The organism is Streptomyces lusitanus (assembly GCF_042647945.1).
Classification (GTDB): domain Bacteria; phylum Actinomycetota; class Actinomycetes; order Streptomycetales; family Streptomycetaceae; genus Streptomyces; species Streptomyces pseudogriseolus.
Genome location: NZ_JBHRWL010000011.1, coordinates 443,068 through 463,996, shown reverse-complemented (window position 1 = coordinate 463,996; position 20,929 = coordinate 443,068). Strand labels below are relative to the sequence as shown.

Genomic DNA, 20,929 nt, shown 5'->3' with positions numbered 1-20,929 from the left:
TCTCCGCTACAGCGCGTTTATTCCGTGACAACTCACCTGCTGTGACGCCGCCTTGACGCTACGTTGCGTGACGGTTCCGTCAATTCAGGCATTACCCCTGTACGTTGCACGAGGGACGGAAGTGCATCAGGTACTAGGAAAGCCTTTTGAGGAGCACGGCGGACGCGACGGGGCGCGCGCCGGCGCGTGCGACCCCGTCGGCGACCTCGCGGTCGGTGGAGGCGACGATGACCGGCCGCCCCGGCGGCTCGGCGCGCACGAGCTGGCGGATCAGCTCGTCGGCGGTGACGCCCGGCTTGGAGAACAGCACCCGCACCCCGCGCGGCGGCGCCAGCAGCACCGGCGCGGCCAGTTCGGCGCCGTCGAAGACACAGGTGACCTCGGCGCCGGTCTGGGCGGCCAGCTGCGCGAGCTGGCCCAGCAGCCGCAGCCGCTGCTTCTCCAGCGGCATCTGCGGATAGCCGGTCTTGGTGACGTTGTAGCCGTCGACGACCAGATGCGCCTGCGGAAGGGCGAGAAGCTGGTCGAGGACGGCCGGGTCGTCCTCGGACAGCGCGCGGGCGGCGATGTCCTTGGGGGTCATCCGGCCCGGCTCCACGGCGTCCACGGTCTCCGCGGGCCGCACGGACACGGGCGGCAGCGCCAGTTCGCGCCGCAGCCCCTGAGCGGCGTCCAGGACGGTGTCGAGCAGCAGCCGTACGCGCATGTCCTCGACGCTGCGGCCCTCGCGGGCGGCGCGGCGGGCGGCCTCCAGGGCGGCCTCGGTCTCCCCCAGCCGGGCCTTGAGGCGCCGGGTCTCGCTCTCGGCGGCGGACACCTGCGTCTGGCCCTCGGCGCGCACCGCCTCCATCTCGCCGCGCAGCTTGCGCAGGGCGGCCTCGCCGCGCTTGACGTCGGCGAGGGCGGAGCGCAGCTTGCGGTGCAGGGAGTCGGTCTCCTTCTTCGCCGCGTCCAGCTCGGCGCGCAGCCGCTCGGTCTCGGCGCGGGTGTGCTCGCGGGCCCGGTCCAGTTCGGCGCGCAGCCGCTCCAGCTCGGCGCGGGTCTCCTCGTCGGCGCGCTCGGCGTCGGCGCGCTGCGCCTCCTCGCCGGCGGCGGTGACCAGCTTGACCCAGCCCGGCGGGCGGAGCACATAGGCCGCGGCCGCCACGTCGAGCGGGTCCGCGGCCGGGGGCGGCGAGCCGGAGTCGAGGGCGCCGGTCAGCTCCGGCTCGGCCTCTCTGAGCTTCTCCCCGATCCGCTGCCGGAACAGCGGCTCCGTCTCCAGCGCCGCCGCCATCGCGTTCCCGGCGAACTTGGCGCGGCGGGTCGGGGTGAACCGGGCGTACTGCCGCAGCTGAGCGGGCAGCTCGGCGACGGTGAGCCCGCCGAAGCCGTCCGCGACGATCTGGACGACCTTGCGGCGCACCCCGTCGGGCAGCGGACGGTCGAGCACCTCGGCGGCGCCGTCCTGCGGCCCCCCGCCCGTGGTCTCCACCATCCGTCAACACCCCAATGCCTGTGTGCGGCCCCGTCCGCGGGGCCGCCGTCAGCGGGCCGCTCCCTCTCAGGAGCCGGCGCCCGGCCTGTCCACGAGTTCCACCTGGTCCACGGCGTTGCACCAGCGGCACCGCACCGACTCGACCGTCTCGTCGAGCACCTCGCGCTCCTCGACCTTGGGCTCTCCGGCCAGGTCGAGGTGCACGTACTCGACGACCTTCGACGAGCGGGTCACGTCGAAGCGGGTGAGGTTGCCGCAGAGGGTGCAGCGCCACCGCGTCGAGGCGGTCGGCAGAGGAACCGTCATCGTGGCTGTTCGCCTTCCTTCCAGTGTCCGTGACGCACCGGGCTGCCGGTGCGTGTGGCTCGTAACCCTACGGCCTGCCGGACCCGTGCCGCCCGCCCGTCCACGGCGGCGAGGCGATCCGCACGGTTACGTCCGGTTACGTCATGCTCTGTAGCCATGATCCGCAACTGGACCGCGGCGGCCGCCGGGGCGCTGAGGACCACGCCCGCCCCGGTCACCCGCACCTTGATCGTGCTGTGCTGCCTGGTCTTCCTGACCGGGCCGGCCTCCGGGCTGCACCCGGCGTACGGCTCCGGGGAGGAGCTGCTGTCCGCGCAGCGGGACTTCGTCCGCCGCTGGGGCGTGATCCCCGCAGACCTGTTCGACGGGTCCCCCGCGGCCGCCCTCACCCCGGCCACGGCGCTCTTCGTGCACGGCAGCTGGGTTCATCTGCTGGGCAACATGCTGTTCCTCCATGTGTTCGGGCCGCTGACCGAGGCACGGATGGGCCGGGTGCGGTTCGCCCTGAGCTACGCGGGCTGCGGCTACCTCGCCCTGCTGGGGTACGCGGCCGCCAACGCCGGCTCCGGGCGGCCCCTGGTCGGGGCCTCGGGGGCGATCTCGGCGCTGCTCGGAGCGTTCCTCTTCCTGTTCCCCCGGGGACGGGTCACCAGTCTCCTGCCGTTCGCCTTCTTCCTGCCGGTGCGGCTGCCCGCGTGGGCGGTGCTGCCGTTCTGGGCGGCGCTCCAGTGGGCGGCGGCCGGGGCCACCGCGGAGGGCGGGCCGGGGGTGGCGTATCTGGCGCACCTAGTGGGCTTCGGCCTGGGGTTCGGCTGCGCGTGGGTGTGCCGGGGCCGGGCGACTACAGTGAAGTCCGCCCCTGCTCCGGCCCCCGAGGGAGAGAACCAGCCGTGATCACCGCGATCGTCCTCATCAAGACCAGCGTGGACCGGATCCCCGAGATCGCGGAGCAGATCGCCGCGCTGGACAGCGTCAGCGAGGTCTTCTCCGTCACCGGCACCTACGACCTGATCGCCATGGTCCGGGTCCGGGAGCACGAGGACCTGGCGGAGGTCATCCCCGGGCGGATCAGCAAGATCCCGGGCGTCGAGGGCACGGACACGCACGTGGCGTTCCGCACCTACTCCCAGCACGACCTGGAGGCGGCGTTCGCCATCGGCCTGGACAGCTGACCCCCTCCCGGGGCCCGGCCCCGGACCCCGCTCGGCGCCGCCGAAGATCACGGCCCGGCGATCGGGGCCCGGCGATCGCGGCCGAAGATGAAGAGTTCTTCATCGGGGCCTCATCCGGGACCTCGGGTACGGCGCACAGGCTGGGGTCATGGCCTTCACTCGCCGGATGGCGGCCCTCGCCGCCGTCGTACTGATCCCCCTGGGCGTCGCCGCGACCAGCTTCGCGCTCGCCGACAGCCCCGAACCGCCGAAGGTGCCCCCGCGGGTCGAGCTGGACAGCGGGTCGCCCGCGCCGACGCCGTCGGCGACCCGCCCCGATCCCACGCCCAGCGACGAGGTCGTGTCCCCGCCCCCGGTGACCGACGGACCGACGGACGACGACGATGACGACGACCAGGGCCAGGACCCCGCGGACGACGGCCCCGACCGGGACGACGGACGCGACCGGGACGACGGCTGACCGGGGCCGCAGGCGGCTCTCCGCCCGGGTCCGCATCCTGCTGTGGCTGCTGTTCGTGATGGCGGTCGCCCTCACCTCGGTCGCCGCCACCACCCGCTCCTTCCTGCTGCGGGACGTCGACCACCGCTCCAACGGGCTGCTCGCCCAGGAGAGCGGCGAGTTCGCCGCGTTCGAGGAGCGGGGTCTGGACCCGGAGACGGGCCGTCCGTTCACCGAGCCGGACCGGCTGCTGAAGGTGTTCCTGGAACGGCAGTACGCCGACCCCGACGAGGAGCTCATCGGCCTGGTGGCCCGGCCCGGCGGCGACCCGGCGCAGTTCATCCAGCCCCGCGACCTGCCCGTCGCGCTGCCGCTGCACCGGGACGCCGACGCCCGCCGCCGCATCTTCGACTCCCCCGACCCGTCCGGGGTGCTGCACCGGCCCGAGGGCGAGATCCGGTGGGCGAAGGTGGCCGTGGCCCGGCACGGCGACGGCGACGGCGACCCCGAGGCCGCGTTCGTCGTCGCCTTCCATCCCGAGCGCGAAGTGGCCCGTGTCGACGAGGTGTTCCAGGTGCTGCTCGCGATCTCCGGGGTGGCGCTGCTGCTGACCACCGGCATCGGCTGGGCGGTCGCCGGGCGGATCCTCCAGCCCGTACGGCTGGTGCGCACCGCCGCCGCGCAGCTCACCGAGCAGGACCTCACCCGCCGTATCCCGGTGCGCGGCCACGACGACATCGCCGCCCTCGCCGAGACCTTCAACGCCATGCTGGACCGGCTGGAGCGGGCCTTCGCCGCGCAGCGCCAGTTCGTCGACGACGCCGGCCACGAACTGCGCACCCCGATCACCATCGTGCGCGGCCATCTGGAGCTGATGGGCGACGACCCGGCCGAACGCGAGGAGACCGTCCGCCTGGTCACCGACGAACTGGACCGGATGAGCCGCATCGTGGAGGACCTGCTGCTGCTCGCCAAAGCCGAACGGCCCGACTTCGTCACCCCCGAGCGGGTGCAGCTCGCCGAACTCACCGCCGACGTCTACGTCAAGGCCCGCACCCTCGGCGACCGCGACTGGCAGCTGACCGAGACGGCCGACCGGGAGACGGAGCTGGACCCGCAGCGCATCACGCAGGCGATGGTGCAGCTCGCGCAGAACGCGGTGCAGCACACCACGCCCGGGCAGACCATCCGCATCGGCTCCCGCGCGGAGGGCTCCCGCGTCGAGCTGTACGTCGCCGACTCCGGCCCCGGTGTCCGCCCGCACGACCGGGAGCTGATCTTCGAACGCTTCCGGCGCGGCACCTCCCGGCGCGGGGCGCGCGGCTCCGGCGCCGGTCTCGGCCTGTCCATCGTCAAGGCCATCGCGGAGGGCCACGGCGGGCAGGTCCGGCTGCACGACACCGAGGGCGGCGGCGCCACCTTCGTACTCACCCTGGAAGAGGCCCGCGGATGAACCGGATCCTGATCGTCGAGGACGAGGAGCGCATCGCCTCCTTCGTGGAGAAGGGGCTGCGCGCCAACGGCTTCACCACCACCGTCGTCGGGGACGGCGAGGCCGGCCACGAGTACGCCCTGACCGGCGGCTTCGACCTGGTGGTGCTGGACATCGGGCTGCCCGGCCGGGACGGCTTCACGGTGCTGCGCGAGCTGCGTGAGGCGCGGGTGACGACGCCGGTGATCGTGCTGACCGCACGGGACTCGGTACGGGACACCGTGGCCGGCCTGGAAGGCGGGGCCGACGACTGGATGACCAAGCCGTTCCGGTTCGAGGAGCTGCTGGCCCGGATCCGGCTGCGGCTGCGCACGGCGGCCAGGGCGCCGGAGGTGACCGTGCTGCGGTCCGGCTCGCTCGGCCTCGACCTGCGCACCCGGCGCGCCCGCGCGGACGGACGCACGGTCGATCTGACGGCCCGTGAGTTCGTGCTGCTGGAGCTGTTCCTGAGGCACCCGGGCCAGGTACTGTCCCGCGAGCAGATCCTGTCCCACGTGTGGGGCTACGACTTCGACCCGGGCTCCAACATCGTGGACGTGTACGTGCGGGCGCTGCGCAAGAAGCTGGGCGCGGACCGGGTCGAGACGGTCCGCGGGATGGGCTACCGCCTCCCCGCGTGAAGTTCCCTTCATCTTCGGCTCATCGACGGCTCACGGCCCCGGTGGATCGTCGATGACGTGACGTTGACCCCCCGGCTGACCGCCGCCCTGTGCGTGGCCCTGTCGCTGTGCGCCCTGCTCGCGGTGCCCGGCACCTTCCCCGGCCTGAGCGGGGACGCGCGCCTCACCCTCGCCGTGTTCGCGCTGGCGACCTGCGCCTGGATCGGTACGCCGATCGACGACACGTACATCGCGCTGGGCGCCGGACTCGCCCTGACGGTGACCGGGGTGATCAGCAGCGACACCCTCTTCGGCACCCTCGGCGACTCGACGGTGTGGCTGCTGATCTGCGCGTTCGTGCTGGCGGCCGCGGTCGCACGGACCGGGCTCGCGGGTCGGGCGGCGACATTCCTGGTCGGCGGGGCGCGCACGGTACGGCAGCTGACGCACCTGACGACGGCGGCGCTGGTCGTCACGGCGTTCGCGGTGCCGGCCACCTCCGGGCGGGCCGCGCTCGCGCTGCCCGTGTTCCTCGCCCTCGCCAAGGCCCTCGCCGACCGCGCGCGGCTGGTGGTGATGCTGGCGCTGCTGTTCCCCACGGTGATCCTGCTGTCCGCGGTGGCGACCCTGATCGGCGCGGGCGCCCATCTGATCACCGTGTCGGTGCTGTGGGAGGCCACCGGGGAGCGGGTCGGCTTCACCGAATGGCTGCTGCTGGGGCTGCCGCTGGCCGTGGTGTCCTCCCATCTCGCCGCCGAGGCCGTGCTGTTGACCACCACCCGGCGCGCCGACCGCACCGGCCCCGTGCGGATCACCGCCGAGGAGATCCAGCGGCACAGCGACCGCCCGGTCACCGGCCCCTGGACGCAGGGAGAGAAGCGGTGCGCCCTGCTGCTGGCCACGGTGGTCGCCCTGTGGTGCAGCGAGCCCCTGCACCGGGTGTCCCCGGCCGTGGTCGCGCTGATCGGCGCGGTCGTCGCCGCCTCCCCCGCCCTCGGCACGGTGCGCCTGAAGGACGCGCTGAGGACGGTCCCGTGGTCACTGCTGCTGTTCATGGCGGCGACCATGGCGATGGGCGTGGCGCTCGCCGAGTCCGGCGCGGCCGACTGGCTGGTCGGCGGACTGCCCGCAGGCATCGGCCCGTTGACGTTCCTGGCGGTCGTCGTCGCCGTCAGCACGGCCGCCCACCTGGTCCTCCAGTCCCGGTCCGCGCGCTCCTCGGTCCTGGTGCCGCTGGTGGTCGCGGCGGCCGTGACGGCCGGGGTGAACCCGGTGACCGCGGCGCTCGCATCCACCGCCGCGGCCGGCTTCTGCCACACCCTGCCCGCCTCCGCCAAGCCGGTCACGCTCTTCGCGGAGATCCCCGGCACCCCCACCTACACCCCGCGCGACCTGCTCCGGCTGTCCGCCGTGCTGGCGCCGCTCACCGCCGCCCTCGTCCTGCTGTTCGCCGTCACCCTGTGGCCCGCGCTGGGCGTGCCGGTGACCCCCTGAGGAGTACGCAACCATGCTGAACCGAGTCGTCGTCGCCCCCAGCGGCTTCAAGGAGTCGCTGTCCGCCCCCGCCGCGGCCGACGCCATCGCGGCGGGCGTCCGCCGGGTGCTGCCGGACGCCGAGATCGACCGTGTCCCGCTGGTGGACGGCGGGGAGGGAACCGCCGCCGCGCTGGCCCGGGCGACCGGCGGCCGGCTGGTCGCCCTGGCCGCCACCGGCCCCGTCGGCGAACCGGTCGGCACCCACTTCGCCCTGCTGGGCGGGCAGGACACCGCGGTGGTGGAGATGGCGGCGGTCGCCGGCCTCTCCCTGGTCCCCCGCACCCGGCGCGACCCGGGCGCGACCACCACGTACGGCGTCGGGGAGCTGATCCGCGCCGCGCTGGACCAGGGGGTGCGGCGGATCCTGGTCGGCTGCGGCGACTCGGGCACCTCGGACGGGGGTGCCGGGGCGCTCCAGGCGCTGGGGGCGCGGCTGCTGGACGCGGACGGACGGGACTTGGCGTTCGGCGGAGGGGAGTTGACGCGCCTGGCGCGGGTCGACGCGACCGGGCTCGACCCGCGTCTCGGGGACGTGGAGCTGGTCGTCGCCTGCAACCCGTACAACGTGCTGTGCGGGGAGCGGGGGGTGGCGCGGGTGTTCGGGCCGCAGAAGGGGGCGACCCCGCGGCAGGTGGAGGAGCTGTCGGCGGGGCTGGAGAACTGGGCGCGGGTGCTGACCCGTGACCTCGCCGTCACCGGGGTCGATCTGCGGCTCGGACGCGGGACGGGCGCCTCCGGAGGGCTGGGGGCGGGGCTGGCCTCGCTGGGCGCGGCGCTCCTGCCGCGCTTCCCGGTCCTGCTGGACCATCTCGGTCTGGACGAGCGCCTCGCCCGGGCCGACCTGGTGGTCACCGCGGAGGGGGCGCTGGACCGTCAGACGCCTCGGGGGAAGGTGCCGGCGGAGGTGGCGCGGCGGGCGAAGCTGTCGGGGCGGCCGGTGCTGGCGCTGGCGGGGACGCTGGGGGAAGGGGCGGGGGAGGTGCCGGGGGTGGACGCGTGTCATGGCATTCTGCCGGGGCCCATGGAGTTGGCGGAGGCTCTGGTCCGCGGCGCGGAGCTGTTGACGGACGCGACGGAGCGGGCGTTGCGGATGATCGTCCTGGGAGCGCGGCTCCCGTCCACCCAGGGGTAGTTCGCCCCCGCCGCCCCTTCCCCTTCCCGTCCCCGGGGGCGCTGCCCCCGGACCCCCGCTCCTCAAACGCCGGAGGGGCTGGAAGTCAGCCCCTCCGGCGTTTGAGGAGCGGAGTCTGGGGCGGAGCCCCAGTTTCGGGACGGGAAGGGGCGGCGGGGGCGAGACCCTCCTACGCCCGCCCGGACGTGTCCGGGACGCAGCGGCCGTCCACCGTCCGGTAGGACCACCGCGCCCCGTCCCGCACCAGCTCCCGCACCGCCCGCACGAACCGCGCGACATGCTCCTCCGGCGTACCGGCCCCGAAACTCACGCGAATCGCGTTCAGCGCCCCCGCATCCGGCGCCCCGCACTCCCCCGCCCCACCGGTGTCCCCGCCCAGCAGCCTCCGCACCAGCGGGTGCGCGCAGAACAGACCGTCCCGCACACCGATGCCGTACTCGGCGGACAGCGCCGCCGCGAAGTGGGAGCTGTTCCAGCCGTCGACCACGAAGGACAGCACTCCGACGCGCGGCGCGTCCTCGCCGAACAGGGACAGGAACCGCACCTCCGGCACGTCCGCCAGCCCCTCCCGCACCGCCCGCACCAGCGCCTCCTCCCGCGCGGCCAGCGCGTCGAAGCCGGCCTCGGTGAGCGCCTTGCAGGCGGAGGCGATCGCATAGGCGCCGATGACGTTGGGCGAGCCGGCCTCGTGGCGGGCGGCGGTCTCGTGCCAGCGCACGTCCACGCCCCCGTCCGCGCGCCGGGCGACCGTACGGCTGGCACCGCCGCCGGCGAGGTAGGGCTCGGCGTCCCGGAGCCAGTCGGCGCGGCCGGCCAGCACCCCGGAACCGAAGGGCGCGTACAGCTTGTGCCCGGAGAAGGCGACCCAGTCGACGTCGAGTTCGCGCACGCTCACCGCGCGGTGCGGGACGAGCTGGGCGGCGTCCAGCACGATCCGGGCGCCGTGCGCGTGCGCGGCGGCGGCGAGTTCGCGCACCGGCCACAGCTCGCCGGTGACGTTGGAGGCGCCGGTGACGCAGACCAGGGCCGGGCCGTGGGGGTCGCGGGCGGCGAGGGCGCGCTCCAGGGTCGCGACGGCCTGCGCGGGGCTGTCGGGCGCGTCGAGGAAGGTCACCCGGCCGGCCCGCTGCCACGGCAGCAGCGCCGCGTGGTGCTCGGTCTCGAAGACGAAGACCTCGCAGCCGTCGGGCAGGGCCGCGGCGAGCAGGTTGAGGGAGTCGGTGGTGGACCGGGTGAACACCAGTTGGTCCTCGACGCGGCAGTCGAGGAACTCGGCGACGGTCCGGCGGGCGTTCTCGAACAGGTCGGTGGAGAGCTGGGAGAGGTACCCGGCGCCGCGGTGGACGCTGCCGTAGTAGGGGGCGTAGGCGGCCACGTCGTCCCAGACGCGCTGGAGGGCGGGAGCGCTGGCGGCGTAGTCGAGGGCGGCGTAGGTGACCTCCCCGCCGGTGACGAGGGGGACGGCGACGTCCCGGCCGAGGACGGGCAGCGGGGAGCGGACGGACGGGTCGGCGGCGACGGCGGCAGCGACAGCAGGCATGACAAAACTCCCGGAGGGCATGACGGATCCCCGCGCGAGCGGACGGCGACGGCGGCGCTCCAGCGCGAAGGAGAGATACGACAAGGGTGTGCGGAGGCGGGGCTCGACGCCCTAGCGCATTCGCTTGCTCACGGAAGACTCCTCGACGACCCAGGACCCCTGGTGTGCGAGGGGTCCGCGCTTGCCGTGAGCCTTGCTGCCCACGGCCTGGTCTTCACCCGGGGCACCCCGCCACGGACGGAGGGTTGCCGGACAGCCGGCCGGGGCCTGATGGCTGTCACTCATGACCTGGAAAGGAACGTACGTGAGGGGACGGCCGTCCCGCAACCCGTATCCGGATGGCGGAACGGCCGCTCATGCCTACGCGTTGGTGACGGCGACCCAGCGTTCGAGGACGCGCCGGGCGGCGCCGGAGTCGATCGACTCGGCGGCCTTCGCCATCCCGGCGCGGATCTGTTCGGTGAGGGTGCCCGGGCCCGGCTCCAGGGCGACCAGCGCCGCCGCCGAGTTCAGCACCACCGCGTCCCGCACCGGGCCCCGCTCTCCGTCCAGGAGCCGGCGGGCGACCTCGGCGTTGTAGGAGGCGTCGGCGCCGCGCAGCGCCTCCACCGGGACCAGGTCGAGGCCGACGTCCCGCGGGTCGAAGGTCTCCTCGGTGACCTGGCCGTCGCGGACCACCCACACCCGTGAGGTGCCGGTGGTGGTCAGCTCGTCGAGGCCGTCGTCGCCGCGGAACACCAGGGAGGAGTGACCGCGCCCGGCGAACACCCCGGCCATGATGGGCGCCATGCGCGGGTCGGCGACGCCGACCGCCTGGGCCTTGACCTTCGCGGGGTTGGCGAGCGGGCCGAGGAAGTTGAACACCGTGCGGACGCCGAGCTGGCCGCGGGCGGCGGCCACATGGCGCAGCGCCGGGTGGAACTTCACCGCGAAGCAGAAGGTGATGCCGGCCTCCTCGGCGACCTCGGCGACCCGGCGCGGGGTGAGTTCGAGGTTGACGCCCAGCTTCTCCAGGACGTCGGAGGCGCCGGACGCCGAGGACGCGGCGCGGTTGCCGTGCTTGACGACCTTCGCGCCGGCGCCGGCGACGACGATCGAGGACATGGTGGAGATGTTCACCGTCTTCGCGCCGTCGCCGCCGGTGCCGACGATGTCGACGGTGGCGCCCGGCACCTCGATCACGTTGGCGTGGTCGTACAGCGCCCGGACGCAGCCGGTGATCTCGTCGACGGTCTCGCCCTTGGCCCGCAGGGACACCGCGAAGCCGGCAATCTGCGCGTCGGTCGCCTCGCCGCGCATGATCAGGTCCATCGCCCAGGCGGCCTCGTCGGCGGACAGGTCCCGGCCGTCGAGGAGCTTGTTCAGCAGGGCGGGCCAGGAGCGGCCCGCCGCGGTGTCGCCTCCAGCGGGGGTCACAGCGCTCATGGTCGCTCCTGACGGTCGTAGGGGTGCCTGGGGACCGGACGGGTCCCGCACCCACCCTATCCAGCCCCAGGCACGGCGAAGGGCCCCCGTCCGCAGAACGGACGGGGGCCCTTGGCCGTCGTGTGGCGACGTGCGGAGCGACCGAGGGGATCAGTGGTGGCCGTGGCCGCTCGTGATCTCCTTGTACTCCTCGACGGTCGGCTTCTGGATCTGCGACTCCTCGCCGTAGAAGCCCTTGCTGAGCTTGGCGCGCAGCTTCTCGCCGGTCTTCACCTTGCGCCGGACGCCGTTCTCGTCGACCTCCGGGCCGAGCTCGAGCGGCTTGGGCTGCTCGTGCGCGGTGAGGGTGTACAGCTGCTCCTGGCTGAGCGGCTCGTGCACCTCGATGAACTCACCGTGCGGCAGGCGCTTGATGATGCCGGACTCGCGGCCGTGCAGCACCTTCTCCTTGTCCCGGCGCTGGAGGCCGAGGCAGATCCGCTTGGTGACGACGAACGCCAGGACCGGGGCGACGAAGAACGCGATCCGGACGAACCAGGTGATGGCGTTGATCGACAGGTGGAAGTGCGTGGCCCAGATGTCGTTGCCGCCGCCGATGAGGAGCACGAAGTACAGCGTGATCCAGGCGACGCCGAAGGCGGTGCGCGTCGGGGCGTTGCGCGGGCGGTCCAGGATGTGGTGCTCGCGCTTGTCGCCGGTGACCCAGGACTCGATGAACGGGTACACGGCGATGGCGACCAGGACCAGCGGGAAGATCATCAGCGGGATGAACACGCCCAGGACGAGCGTGTGACCCCAGAAGTTGATCTCCCAGCCCGGCATGACACGGATCAGGCCCTCGGAGAAGCCCATGTACCAGTCGGGCTGGGCGCCGGTGGAGACCATGTCGGGCCGGTAGGGGCCGATGGACCAGATCGGGTTGATCGTGGCGATCGCCGAGACGGCCGCGAGCACACCGAAGACCAGGAAGAAGAAGCCTCCGGCCTTGGCCATGTACACCGGCAGCAGCGGCATGCCGACCACGTTCTTGTTGGTCTTGCCGGGGCCCGCGAACTGCGTGTGCTTGTGGTAGAAGACCAGGATCAGGTGCGCCACCACGAGGCCGAGCATGATGCCCGGCAGCAGCAGGACGTGGATCGAGAAGAACCGGGCGACGAAGTCGTCGCCGGGGAACTCGCCGCCGAAGAGGAAGAACGAGATGTACGTGCCGACGATCGGCACGGACAGGATCGCGCCCTCCATGAAGCGGATACCGGTGCCGGAGAGCAGGTCGTCCGGGAGCGAGTAGCCGGTGAAACCGGTGAACATGCCGAGGACGAACAGCAGGAAGCCGAACAGCCAGTTGATCTCACGCGGCTTGCGGAACGCGCCGGTGAAGAACACGCGCATCATGTGCACGAACATGCCGGCCAGGAAGACCAGGGCGGCCCAGTGGTGGATCTGCCGGATGAGCAGACCGCCACGGACGTCGAAGCTGATGTCCAGCGTCGACTTGTAGGCCTCGCTCATCAGCTGGCCCTGCAGCGGGACGTAGCTGCCGTGGTACTCCACCTCGTTCATCGACGGGTGGAAGAACAGGGTCAGGTACACACCCGTGAGGATGATGATGAGGAAGCTGTAGAGGCAGACCTCGCCCAGCATGAACGACCAGTGGTCGGGGAAGATCTTCCGCATGTTGGCCTTGGCCAGGGAGTAGATCCCCAGCCGGCCGTCGGCCCAGTCGGCGACCCGCTCACCGGCGGGCGCCTTCCCGCGTGCGCGGGACTCGGTGCTGGTGGTAGTACTCATCCGCGCTCCCAGAAAGCAGGGCCGACGGGCTCGTCGAAGTCACCGAGCGCTTCGAGGTAGCCCTCGTCGTTCACGCCGATGCGCAGCTGCGGCAGCGGGTGACCGGCGGGACCGAAGATCACCTTGGCGCCGTCGGAGAGATCGAAGGTGGACTGGTGGCAGGGGCACAGGGCGTGGTGCGTCTGCTGCTCGTACAGGGAGATCGGGCAACCGACGTGGGTGCAGATCTTCGAGTAGGCCAGGATGCCCTCGTGCGACCACTCGAGCGACCGCTTGTCCTTGATGTCGTCCGGCTGGATGCGGACCAGCATCAGGGCGGCCTTGGCGATCTCCGTCTGGAACTCGTGGTCGTGCTCCTCCAGGCCCTCGGGCTTGGCGAAGGTCAGCGAGCCCACGATGAGGTCCGACGGACGCAGCGGCTCGTTGGTGTTCATGTTGACGAGCAGCTTGCCCTTGGACCACAGGGTGTGGCGCAGCTTCGTCCCGGGCAGCGGGCCGAGGTCGCGCAGCAGCACCACGCCGGAGAGCGGGAACAGCGCCAGCGCGCCGAACATGGTGTTGCGGATCAGCTTCCGGCGGCCGAGCGCCGACTCCTTGGCGCCCTGGCGGAAGTCGTCCATGACCTTGGCGCGGACCTCGGGGGCGGCCTCGATCGGGTGACGCTCGTCGGCCAGCTCGTGGTCCGACATCAGCGTGCGGGCCCAGTGGACCGCGCCGGCGCCGATGCAGAACAGGGCGAGGCCGAGCGTCATGCCCAGCGCGAAGTTCAGCGCGCTGATGTGGCCGATCGGCCAGATGTAGACCGACCGGTCGACGGGGATGGTCACGTACGAGGCGATGAAGCCGACGGTGGCCAGCATCGACACCGTGAACAGCAGGGCGACCGCGCGCTCGGACCGCTTGGCGGCCCGCTCGTCGATGTCCTGCACCCGCGGCTCGTGGGGCGGGAGGCCCGGGTCGGCGAACGGGTTCTGCTCGTCCGCGAGCTTCACCGCTCCGTGGCTGGTGTCCTGCGCTGCGGGCAGGTTCTCTTCGGGAATGTCTTGGCTACTCATGACTTCTTGGCCTTTGCGGTCCGAGCGGCGACCCAGACGGCGACCGCGATCAGCGCCCCGAGTCCGAAGACCCAGGCGAACAGACCCTCGGAGACGGGGCCGAGGCCGCCCAGCTCGAGGCCGCCGGGGCTCTCGGTCTCATCGCCGTTGACCGCGTTCAGGTACGCGATGACGTCCTTCTTGTTCTGCTCCGACATGGTGCTGTCGGGGAAGGAGGGCATGTTCTGCGGGCCGGTGAGCATGGCCTCGTAGATGTGCTTGGGCGAGACGCCCTCCAGGCTCGGGGCGTACTTGCCGTGCGTGAGCGCGCCGCCCTTGCCGGTGAAGTTGTGGCACTGCGAGCAGTTGTTGCGGAACAGCTCACCGCCCTTGGCGGCGTCGGCGCCCTCGGGGCCGTACTGCGCCTCGGTCGGGACGGCCGGGCCGGCGCCCAGGGAGGCGATGTACGCCGCCAGCTGGTCGATCTCGGCCTGGCTGTAGATGTTCTTCTTGCGCGGGATCTGCGCGCCCTGCGAGGTGGCGGCCGGCATACGGCCGGTGCTCACCTGGAAGTCCACCGCCGCGGCGCCCACGCCGACCAGGCTCGGGCCGTCGGACGTGCCCTGACCGCCGGTGCCGTGGCAGCTCGCGCAGCCGACGGTGTAAAGCTTCTTGCCCTCCTCGATGGTGAGGGACTGGGCGGATTCGTCGGCCTGCGCCTTGTCCGCGGGTGCGAACACGGCGTACAGCCCCCCGGTGCATGCCAGCGCGAGGAGTAGGACGACGAGCGCCGCCAGCGGATGGCGTCGTCGTGCGGAGAGCTTTTTCACGGATTACCCCGGTGTGAGGATCTTCTGCGTCGATGCTTCTGTTGGGTGCGCTGTGTCCAGCGCGGATGAGGGCCCGCCTACTTGATCATGTAGATCGTGGCGAAGAGGCCGATCCAGACGACATCGACGAAGTGCCAGTAGTAGGACACGACGATGGCCGCGGTCGCCTGCTCGTGGGTGAACCTCCGGGCCGCGTAGGTCCGGCCCAGGACCAGCAGGAAGGCGATCAGGCCGCCCGTCACGTGCAGGCCGTGGAAGCCGGTGGTCAGGTAGAAGGCCGAGCCGTACGGGTCGGAGGAGAGGGACAGGCCCTCGTGCTTGACCAGCTCGGTGTACTCGAAGACCTGACCGCCGATGAACACCGCGCCCATGATGAAGGTGACGATGAACCACATCCGGAGCTTCTTCACGTCACCGCGCTCGGCGGCGAAGACGCCGAGCTGGCAGGTGAGCGAGGAGAGCACCAGGATCGTGGTGTTCGTCGCCGAGAACGGGAAGTTCAGCAGGTCGGCCTTCTCCGACCAGAAGTCGGGTCCGGTCACCGATCGCAGGGTGAAGTACATCGCGAAGAGGGCCGCGAAGAACATCAGCTCGGAACTCAGCCAGATGATGGTTCCGACGCTGGTGAGGTTCGGTCGGTTGACCGACGGGTGCGCGTGCCCGGTGTCTACTGTCGTTGCTGTCGCCACGCCGACATTATGTCGGTCGCTTATCCCGCCCTCACTCCCGGGGGTGCCGTTCGGTGTGTTCGCCCCTCCTGGACTGCCCGTATGGCCCACGGGAGCCCCTTTCGAAGCCGTGTCCGAACCGGTGTTGACAGGCGGTCCGAGGGGGTAGCATCCGCGCCATCGGTACCCGAAGTTCCCGACAGAGCCGTGCCCTCTCTCTTACGCGTGGAGGAACAATGCAGGCGACCGCCACGGTGCTGGTCTACAGCGACGACGCCAACACCCGGGAGCAGGTGCGGCTCGCCACCGGCCGGCGGCCGGCGCCGGACGTGCCCCTCGTGGAGTTCGTGGAGTGCGCGACGCCGGCGGCCGTGCTCACGGAGCTCGACCGGGGCGGCATCGACGTGTGCGTGCTGGACGGCGAGGCCGTGCCGATGGGCGGCATGGGCGTGTGCCGGCAGATCAAGGACGAGATCTACAACTGCCCTCCGGTGCTGCTGCTGATCGGGCGCCCGCAGGACGCGTGGCTCGCGACCTGGAGCCGCGCGGAGGCCGCGGTGACGCTCCCGGTGGAGCCCGTGGACTTCGCCGGCGCCCTGGCCTCGCTGCTGCGCCGGAAGGCGCTGGCGGGCGCCTGAGGCGTCCGCCCCGGCCCGTACGGACGACGGGGCCGCCGGCCGCCCGTGGGCGTGCCCGGCGGCCCCGCGCGCGTCACACGGCCGCGGGCCGCAGCCGCGCCGCCTCCTGGGCGGTGCCGGGCGTCTTCCCGCTGCCGGTGAGGGCGCTGCCCTCGCGCCACTTGTCCCAGCTCAGGTTCCAGTCGCCGAAGCCGTTGCCGAACGGCTCCATGGTGTCGCCGTCGGAGTTCACGACCTCCACCAGGTCGCCCGGGCGGAAGGTGTCGAAGAACCACTCGGCGTTGTCGGTGCTCATCCCCACGCAGCCGTGGCTGACGTTGGCGTAGCCCTGGGAACCGACCGACCAGGGGGCGGCGTGCACGTACTCGCCGCTCCAGGTGACCCGGGTGGCGAAGTGCACGTCCAGGTCGTACGACTCGGCGGAGCCCTCGGCGATGCCGACGGTGGTGCTGCGCATGCGTACGAAGCGTTCCTTGGCGAGCACCACCTTGACCCCGTTGCGGGTCTCGAAGCCGGGCTTGCCGGTGGTGACGGGGATCTCCTTGATCTCCTCGCCGTTCTTGTGGACCGTCAGCCGGTGCGCGGCGGCGTCCGTGACGGCTATCACGCGGTCACCGGTGCGGATGGTGAGCGGCTTGGCCGCGTCGCCGCGCAGCCGGTCGCCGACCTTGATGCCCTCCAGGTTGCTGCGCACCCGGACGGTGGCGTGGGCCGGCCAGTAGTCCCGGGGCCGGAAGTGCAGCTTCTTGTCGTCGACCCAGTACCAGGCGCCGGTCACGGCGGGCGTGGAGTCGACCTTCAGGCCGCGTTCGACGACGGCCCGCTGCGCCGGGTCCTTCACCGGCTCGCTGAGCTCCGCGACGAGCGGCTGGCCGACGCCGTAGGTGCCCGCCTCGGGGCCGAAGGTGACGCCCAGGCGCTTGGCGGCGCCGGGCTTGCCGGTGGAGAAGGTGAGGACCTTGCGGCCTGGCCTGCCGTCCTCGTCCTCGGTGCTCACGCGGACCGTGTACTGCGCGGAGGCGGCCAGCGGGGTGGTGCTGTGCCAGCGGCTGCCGTCGGCGGCCAGTTCGCCCGCGAGGTGCCGTCCGGAGGCGTCCACGGCGACGACGTCGGTGATGCGCCCGTCGGAGTCCTCGGCGACGATCTCGAGGGGCTTGTCGGGGTCGGCGGGCTTCCCCTCGTCGAGGGAGCCGCTGAAGGAGATCTGGTCCGCCGCGTCGTACGGCTCGGCGGACAGCGGGCTGCCGTCGGAGGAGCAGCCGGTGACGCCCGCGCCGAGGGCCGCCACCAGCAGCGCGCAGCCGGCGAGGCGGGCCCGTGTGCCGCGAAGGCCGGTGCGGGGGGACTCTGTGTCTCTCATGGCCTCAACGTAGGAAGCCGTGCGCGTCCCGGCTCACCGGGCGGCCCGAACGGGTGAGGCGGATACGGCAAAGGCGGGAGCCCGGACCCTCCTGACGGAGTGTCCGGGCTCCCGCGTGCTCCACGGCGTGCTACTGGGTGCGGTTCTCACCGCGGTAGTACTCGAAGACCCAGCCCCACAGACCGATCAGCAGGATCGGCGCGGAGAAGTACATCAGCCACCAGCCGATCGCCACGCCCATGAAGGCCAGGGCGCCGCCCACGGCCAGGGCCAGCGGCTGCCAGCTGTGCGGGCTGAAGAACCCGACCTCGCCGGCGTCGTCGGCGACGTCCGCCTCCTTGTTGTCCTGGGCGCCCACGTCGACCCGCCGGGCCGTGAAGCCCAGGTAGAAGCCGATCATGATGCTCAGGCCGAAGGACAGGACGAGGGCAGTGGTGCCGACCGGCTCCTTCGACCACAGGCCGTAGACCACGGCCATGGCCAGGAAGAAGAGGCTCAGCCACATGAACATCTTGCCCTGGATCTTCACTTGCCGGCCTCCTTGCCGCCGGAGAGGGCCTTCTCGCCGTGACCGGCGTTCTCGAGCTCGTCGAGCGCGGCGATCTCCGGGTGGTGCAGGTCGAACGCCGGGGATTCACTGCGGATCCGCGGCAGGGTGAGGAAGTTGTGCCGGGGCGGCGGGCAGGAGGTGGCCCACTCGAGGGAGCGGCCGTAGCCCCACGGGTCGTCGACCTCGACCTTCTTGCCGTACTTGGCGGTCTTCCAGACGTTGTAGAAGAACGGCAGCAGCGACATGCCGAGGAGGAACGAGGCGATCGTCGAGACCGTGTTCAGGGCGGTGAAGCCGTCCGCGGCCAGGTAGTCCGCGTACCGGCGCGGCATGCCCTCGACGCCCAGCCAGTGCTGGACCAGGAAGGTGCCGTGGAAGCCGGTGAACAGGGTCCAGAAGGTGATCTTGCCGAGCCGCTCGTCGAGCATCTTGCCGGTGAACTTCGGCCACCAGAAGTGGAAGCCGGCGAACATCGCGAACACCACGGTGCCGAACACCACGTAGTGGAAGTGCGCCACCACGAAGTACGAGTCGGAGACGTGGAAGTCCAGCGGCGGCGAGGCCAGGATGACGCCGGTCAGACCGCCGAAGGTGAACGTGATGAGGAAGCCCAGCGTCCACAGCATCGGTGTCTCGAAGGACAGGCTGCCCTTCCACATGGTGCCGATCCAGTTGAAGAACTTCACACCGGTCGGGACCGCGATCAGGAAGGTCATGAAGGAGAAGAACGGCAGCAGCACACCGCCCGTGACGTACATGTGGTGCGCCCACACCGTCACCGACAGACCCGCGATCGCAATGGTCGCGCCGATGAGACCCATGTAGCCGAACATCGGCTTGCGGGAGAACACCGGGATGATCTCGGAGACGATGCCGAAGAACGGCAGCGCGATGATGTACACCTCGGGGTGACCGAAGAACCAGAAGAGGTGCTGCCACAGCAGCGCTCCGCCGTTCGTCGAGTCGAAGATGTGCGCCCCGAACTTGCGGTCCGCCTCCAGGGCGAACAGCGCGGCGGCGAGCACCGGGAAGGCGAGCAGCACCAGCACACCGGTGAGCAGCACGTTCCAGGTGAAGATCGGCATGCGGAACATCGTCATGCCGGGGGCGCGCATGCAGATGATGGTGGTGATGAAGTTGACCGCGCCGAGGATGGTGCCGAAGCCGGAGAGGGCGAGGCCCATGATCCACATGTCGGAGCCGATGCCCGGCGAGCGGACCGCGTCCGACAGCGGCGAGTAGGCGAACCAGCCGAAGCTGGCGGCGCCGTCCGGCGTCAGGAAGCCGCCGACCGCGATGAGCGAGCCGAACGAGTAGAGCCAGTAGGCGAACATGTTCAGCCGCGGGAACGCCACGTCGGGCGCGCCGATCTGAAGCGGCATGATCCAGTTCGCGAAGCCGGCGAACAGCGGCGTCGCGAACATCAGCAGCATGATCGTGCCGTGCATCGTGAACGCCTGGTTGAACTGCTCGTTCGACACGATCTGCAGGCCCGGGCGGGCCAGCTCGGCGCGCATCACCAGGGCCATCACGCCGCCGATGACGAAGAAGACGAACGACGTCACCAGGTACATCGTGCCGATCGTCTTGTGGTCCGTGGTCGTCAGCCACTTGACCACGACGCTGCCACGGTTCTGGCGCCTGACCGGCAGTTCGTCCTCGTAGTGGGACCCAGCTGCCGCGGCACCCTTGGGTTCGTTGAGGATGCTCACAGGATGTTCGACTCCCGGTTCTTCTCGGGGCCGGACTGCTCGATGCCCGCGGGCACGTAGCCCTTCTGCCCCTTCTTCGCGAGGTCCTTCAGGTGCTGCTCGTACCGCTCGGGGGAGACGACCTTCACGTTGAACAGCATCCGGGAGTGGTCGACGCCGCAGAGTTCGGCGCACTTGCCCAGGAAGGTGCCCTCACGGTTGGGGGTCACCTCGAAGGCGTTGGTGTGGCCCGGGATGACGTCCTGCTTCATCAGGAACGGCACCACCCAGAAGGAGTGGATGACGTCACGCGAGGTCAGCACGAAGCGGACCCGCTTGCCCTCGGGCAGCCACAGGGTGGGGCCCGGGTTGTTGGTCTGCGGGTTCCGGGTACCGGGGATGCCGCAGTCGTAGACACCGCCGGCGTCGGCCGGGAAGGCCTCCTTGTAGCGGTCCGGAATCGCGTCGAGTTCCGGGGACGTCTTGGCGTCGCCCGTGGAACCCTCGACGTTCTCGACGTAGTTGAAGCACCAGCTCCACTGGAAGCCGACCACGTTCACCGTGACGTCCGGCTTCTTGTCGAGCTTCAGCAGCTCGGACTCGTCGCGGGCGGTGAAGTAGAAGAACACCGAGACGATGATGAGGGGGACCACCGTGTACAACGCCTCGATGGGCATGTTGTACCGGGTCTGCGGAGGTACCTCGACCTTGGTGCGGCTGCGCCGGTGGAAGAAAGCACTCCACAGGATCAGGCCCCACACCAGCACGCCGACGGCGAGCGCGGCCGCCCAGGACCCCTGCCACAGGGAGAGGATCCGGGGAGCCTCTTCCGTCGTGGGGGTGGGCATGCCAAGGCGGGGGAAGTCCTCCCATGTGCAACCGGTGGCGGTCGCCAGGACCAGGCCCGCGGTCAGTGCCTGCAGCAGCTTCCGCCGCATCGGGCGCCGCGGCTTGGGGGTACCGCCCACGCCTTCCAGGCCGTGGGGGAGGTCGGAGCCGTTGGGACTCACGTAGCGCCTTCCCGAGAGTCTCGCCCGCGCTGTTCGGCTGCGGCCTGGCCTTCTCGCTGGTCGGTCGCCGCCCTGCGTCGGGCAGGGGTTTGGATGTTTATGCGGACCAAACCCTAGCCGACGCCCTCCGGGGGGTCGCGGGGAGGGGTGCCGTACGCGCTGCGGGTTACACCGAGCGCCTCATCATGCGGGGGTACGGGCGTCGTGACGGCCGCGGCGTCGTCGCGGTGGATCGCGCGGTT

The 20,929-nt window shown here is 71.4% G+C and carries 20 protein-coding genes and 1 riboswitch; of the genes, 8 read left to right on the top strand and 12 right to left on the bottom strand.

Features of this window, described 5'->3' with window-relative positions; all coding sequences use genetic code 11:
- Positions 1-133: 133 nt before the first annotated feature.
- Both ACFOSY_RS20080 and ACFOSY_RS20075 read right to left on the bottom strand, forming a co-directional pair.
- Positions 134-1,477 carry an NYN domain-containing protein gene (locus ACFOSY_RS20080; protein WP_394308764.1) on the bottom strand — a complete coding sequence of 448 codons (1,344 nt, stop codon included), beginning with the start codon at positions 1,475-1,477 and terminating at the stop codon, positions 134-136.
- Between the two features lie 66 nt (positions 1,478-1,543).
- Positions 1,544-1,783 carry a hypothetical protein gene (locus tag ACFOSY_RS20075; protein ID WP_361036539.1) on the bottom strand — a complete coding sequence of 80 codons (240 nt, stop codon included), beginning with the start codon at positions 1,781-1,783 and terminating at the stop codon, positions 1,544-1,546.
- Between the two features lie 156 nt (positions 1,784-1,939).
- Here ACFOSY_RS20075 and ACFOSY_RS20070 point away from each other — a divergent pair, with 156 nt between their 5' ends.
- From ACFOSY_RS20070 to ACFOSY_RS20040, 7 genes are all read left to right on the top strand, one after another.
- Positions 1,940-2,677 carry a rhomboid family intramembrane serine protease gene (locus ACFOSY_RS20070; RefSeq protein ID WP_394308761.1) on the top strand — a complete coding sequence of 246 codons (738 nt, stop codon included), beginning with the start codon at positions 1,940-1,942 and terminating at the stop codon, positions 2,675-2,677.
- The gene (locus tag ACFOSY_RS20065; RefSeq protein ID WP_006136621.1) at positions 2,674-2,955 is read left to right on the top strand and encodes an Lrp/AsnC family transcriptional regulator; all 282 of its coding nucleotides are present in this window, start codon (positions 2,674-2,676) and stop codon (positions 2,953-2,955) included. The genes ACFOSY_RS20070 and ACFOSY_RS20065 overlap by 4 nt, the downstream gene beginning before the upstream one ends.
- Before the next feature lie 148 nt (positions 2,956-3,103).
- Complete coding sequence (locus tag ACFOSY_RS20060; RefSeq protein WP_394308758.1) at positions 3,104-3,415, top strand: small secreted hydrophilic protein; 312 nt, start codon at positions 3,104-3,106, stop codon at positions 3,413-3,415.
- Positions 3,339-4,847: a sensor histidine kinase gene (locus ACFOSY_RS20055; protein WP_394308756.1), complete on the top strand. Its 1,509-nt coding sequence runs from the start codon at positions 3,339-3,341 to the stop codon at positions 4,845-4,847. Before ACFOSY_RS20060 ends, ACFOSY_RS20055 begins: the two co-directional genes overlap by 77 nt.
- The gene (locus ACFOSY_RS20050) at positions 4,844-5,506 is read left to right on the top strand and encodes a response regulator transcription factor (RefSeq protein WP_394308754.1); all 663 of its coding nucleotides are present in this window, start codon (positions 4,844-4,846) and stop codon (positions 5,504-5,506) included. Before ACFOSY_RS20055 ends, ACFOSY_RS20050 begins: the two co-directional genes overlap by 4 nt.
- Positions 5,507-5,563: 57 nt before the next feature.
- Entirely contained in the window at positions 5,564-6,979 is a 1,416-nt protein-coding gene (locus ACFOSY_RS20045) for an SLC13 family permease (protein ID WP_394308752.1), read from the top strand.
- 13 nt (positions 6,980-6,992) lie between these two features.
- On the top strand, positions 6,993-8,153 hold the full coding sequence (locus ACFOSY_RS20040; RefSeq protein WP_394308750.1) for a glycerate kinase family protein: 1,161 nt from the start codon (positions 6,993-6,995) through the stop codon (positions 8,151-8,153).
- A 169-nt stretch (positions 8,154-8,322) separates the two neighbouring features.
- Here ACFOSY_RS20040 and ACFOSY_RS20035 read toward each other — a convergent pair whose 3' ends face one another.
- The 6 genes from ACFOSY_RS20035 to ctaE form a co-directional block, all read right to left on the bottom strand.
- On the bottom strand, positions 8,323-9,693 hold the full coding sequence (locus ACFOSY_RS20035; protein ID WP_394308748.1) for an aminotransferase class V-fold PLP-dependent enzyme: 1,371 nt from the start codon (positions 9,691-9,693) through the stop codon (positions 8,323-8,325).
- A gap of 172 nt (positions 9,694-9,865) precedes the next feature.
- Positions 9,866-9,982: riboswitch (SAM riboswitch) on the bottom strand.
- 71 nt (positions 9,983-10,053) lie between these two features.
- Complete coding sequence (gene trpD, locus ACFOSY_RS20030) at positions 10,054-11,118, bottom strand: anthranilate phosphoribosyltransferase (RefSeq protein ID WP_394308746.1); 1,065 nt, start codon at positions 11,116-11,118, stop codon at positions 10,054-10,056.
- A gap of 150 nt (positions 11,119-11,268) precedes the next feature.
- Entirely contained in the window at positions 11,269-12,906 is a 1,638-nt protein-coding gene (gene qcrB, locus ACFOSY_RS20025; RefSeq protein ID WP_394308744.1) for a cytochrome bc1 complex cytochrome b subunit, read from the bottom strand.
- Positions 12,903-13,961 (bottom strand): cytochrome bc1 complex Rieske iron-sulfur subunit, encoded by a 1,059-nt coding sequence (gene qcrA, locus ACFOSY_RS20020; RefSeq protein ID WP_394308742.1) that lies wholly within the window; start codon positions 13,959-13,961, stop codon positions 12,903-12,905. The genes qcrB and qcrA overlap by 4 nt, the downstream gene beginning before the upstream one ends.
- Positions 13,958-14,770, bottom strand: coding sequence for a cytochrome bc1 complex diheme cytochrome c subunit (gene qcrC, locus ACFOSY_RS20015; protein WP_394308740.1), 813 nt, complete (start codon positions 14,768-14,770; stop codon positions 13,958-13,960). The genes qcrA and qcrC overlap by 4 nt, the downstream gene beginning before the upstream one ends.
- 77 nt (positions 14,771-14,847) lie before the next feature.
- The gene (gene ctaE, locus ACFOSY_RS20010) at positions 14,848-15,459 is read right to left on the bottom strand and encodes an aa3-type cytochrome oxidase subunit III (protein ID WP_031019600.1); all 612 of its coding nucleotides are present in this window, start codon (positions 15,457-15,459) and stop codon (positions 14,848-14,850) included.
- Positions 15,460-15,674: 215 nt separating this feature from the next.
- Here ctaE and ACFOSY_RS20005 point away from each other — a divergent pair, with 215 nt between their 5' ends.
- On the top strand, positions 15,675-16,076 hold the full coding sequence (locus tag ACFOSY_RS20005) for a hypothetical protein (RefSeq protein ID WP_394308737.1): 402 nt from the start codon (positions 15,675-15,677) through the stop codon (positions 16,074-16,076).
- A gap of 73 nt (positions 16,077-16,149) precedes the next feature.
- Here ACFOSY_RS20005 and ACFOSY_RS20000 read toward each other — a convergent pair whose 3' ends face one another.
- The 4 genes from ACFOSY_RS20000 to ctaC all read right to left on the bottom strand — a co-directional run bounded on the left by ACFOSY_RS20000 (position 16,150) and on the right by ctaC (position 20,687).
- A complete protein-coding gene (locus ACFOSY_RS20000; RefSeq protein WP_394308735.1) occupies positions 16,150-17,436 on the bottom strand; it encodes a L,D-transpeptidase in 1,287 nt (428 codons plus the stop codon).
- A gap of 130 nt (positions 17,437-17,566) precedes the next feature.
- Positions 17,567-17,965: a cytochrome c oxidase subunit 4 gene (locus tag ACFOSY_RS19995; protein ID WP_394308733.1), complete on the bottom strand. Its 399-nt coding sequence runs from the start codon at positions 17,963-17,965 to the stop codon at positions 17,567-17,569.
- Positions 17,962-19,698, bottom strand: coding sequence for an aa3-type cytochrome oxidase subunit I (gene ctaD, locus ACFOSY_RS19990; RefSeq protein WP_394308731.1), 1,737 nt, complete (start codon positions 19,696-19,698; stop codon positions 17,962-17,964). Before ctaD ends, ACFOSY_RS19995 begins: the two co-directional genes overlap by 4 nt.
- Positions 19,695-20,687: an aa3-type cytochrome oxidase subunit II gene (gene ctaC, locus ACFOSY_RS19985; RefSeq protein ID WP_394308728.1), complete on the bottom strand. Its 993-nt coding sequence runs from the start codon at positions 20,685-20,687 to the stop codon at positions 19,695-19,697. The genes ctaD and ctaC overlap by 4 nt, the downstream gene beginning before the upstream one ends.
- Positions 20,688-20,929 lie beyond the last annotated feature (242 nt).

Coding starts and splice junctions, on each gene's coding strand:
- ACFOSY_RS20080 (WP_394308764.1), bottom strand. CDS start 1,477: ATGGTGGAGACCACGGGCGGGGGGCCGCAGGACGGCGCCGCCGAGGTG.
- ACFOSY_RS20075 (WP_361036539.1), bottom strand. CDS start 1,783: ATGACGGTTCCTCTGCCGACCGCCTCGACGCGGTGGCGCTGCACCCTC.
- ACFOSY_RS20070 (WP_394308761.1), top strand. CDS start 1,940: ATGATCCGCAACTGGACCGCGGCGGCCGCCGGGGCGCTGAGGACCACG.
- ACFOSY_RS20060 (WP_394308758.1), top strand. CDS start 3,104: ATGGCCTTCACTCGCCGGATGGCGGCCCTCGCCGCCGTCGTACTGATC.
- ACFOSY_RS20055 (WP_394308756.1), top strand. CDS start 3,339: ATGACGACGACCAGGGCCAGGACCCCGCGGACGACGGCCCCGACCGGG.
- ACFOSY_RS20050 (WP_394308754.1), top strand. CDS start 4,844: ATGAACCGGATCCTGATCGTCGAGGACGAGGAGCGCATCGCCTCCTTC.
- ACFOSY_RS20040 (WP_394308750.1), top strand. CDS start 6,993: ATGCTGAACCGAGTCGTCGTCGCCCCCAGCGGCTTCAAGGAGTCGCTG.
- ACFOSY_RS20035 (WP_394308748.1), bottom strand. CDS start 9,693: ATGCCTGCTGTCGCTGCCGCCGTCGCCGCCGACCCGTCCGTCCGCTCC.
- trpD (WP_394308746.1), bottom strand. CDS start 11,118: ATGAGCGCTGTGACCCCCGCTGGAGGCGACACCGCGGCGGGCCGCTCC.
- qcrB (WP_394308744.1), bottom strand. CDS start 12,906: ATGAGTACTACCACCAGCACCGAGTCCCGCGCACGCGGGAAGGCGCCC.
- qcrA (WP_394308742.1), bottom strand. CDS start 13,961: ATGAGTAGCCAAGACATTCCCGAAGAGAACCTGCCCGCAGCGCAGGAC.
- ACFOSY_RS20005 (WP_394308737.1), top strand. CDS start 15,675: ATGCAGGCGACCGCCACGGTGCTGGTCTACAGCGACGACGCCAACACC.
- ACFOSY_RS20000 (WP_394308735.1), bottom strand. CDS start 17,436: ATGAGAGACACAGAGTCCCCCCGCACCGGCCTTCGCGGCACACGGGCC.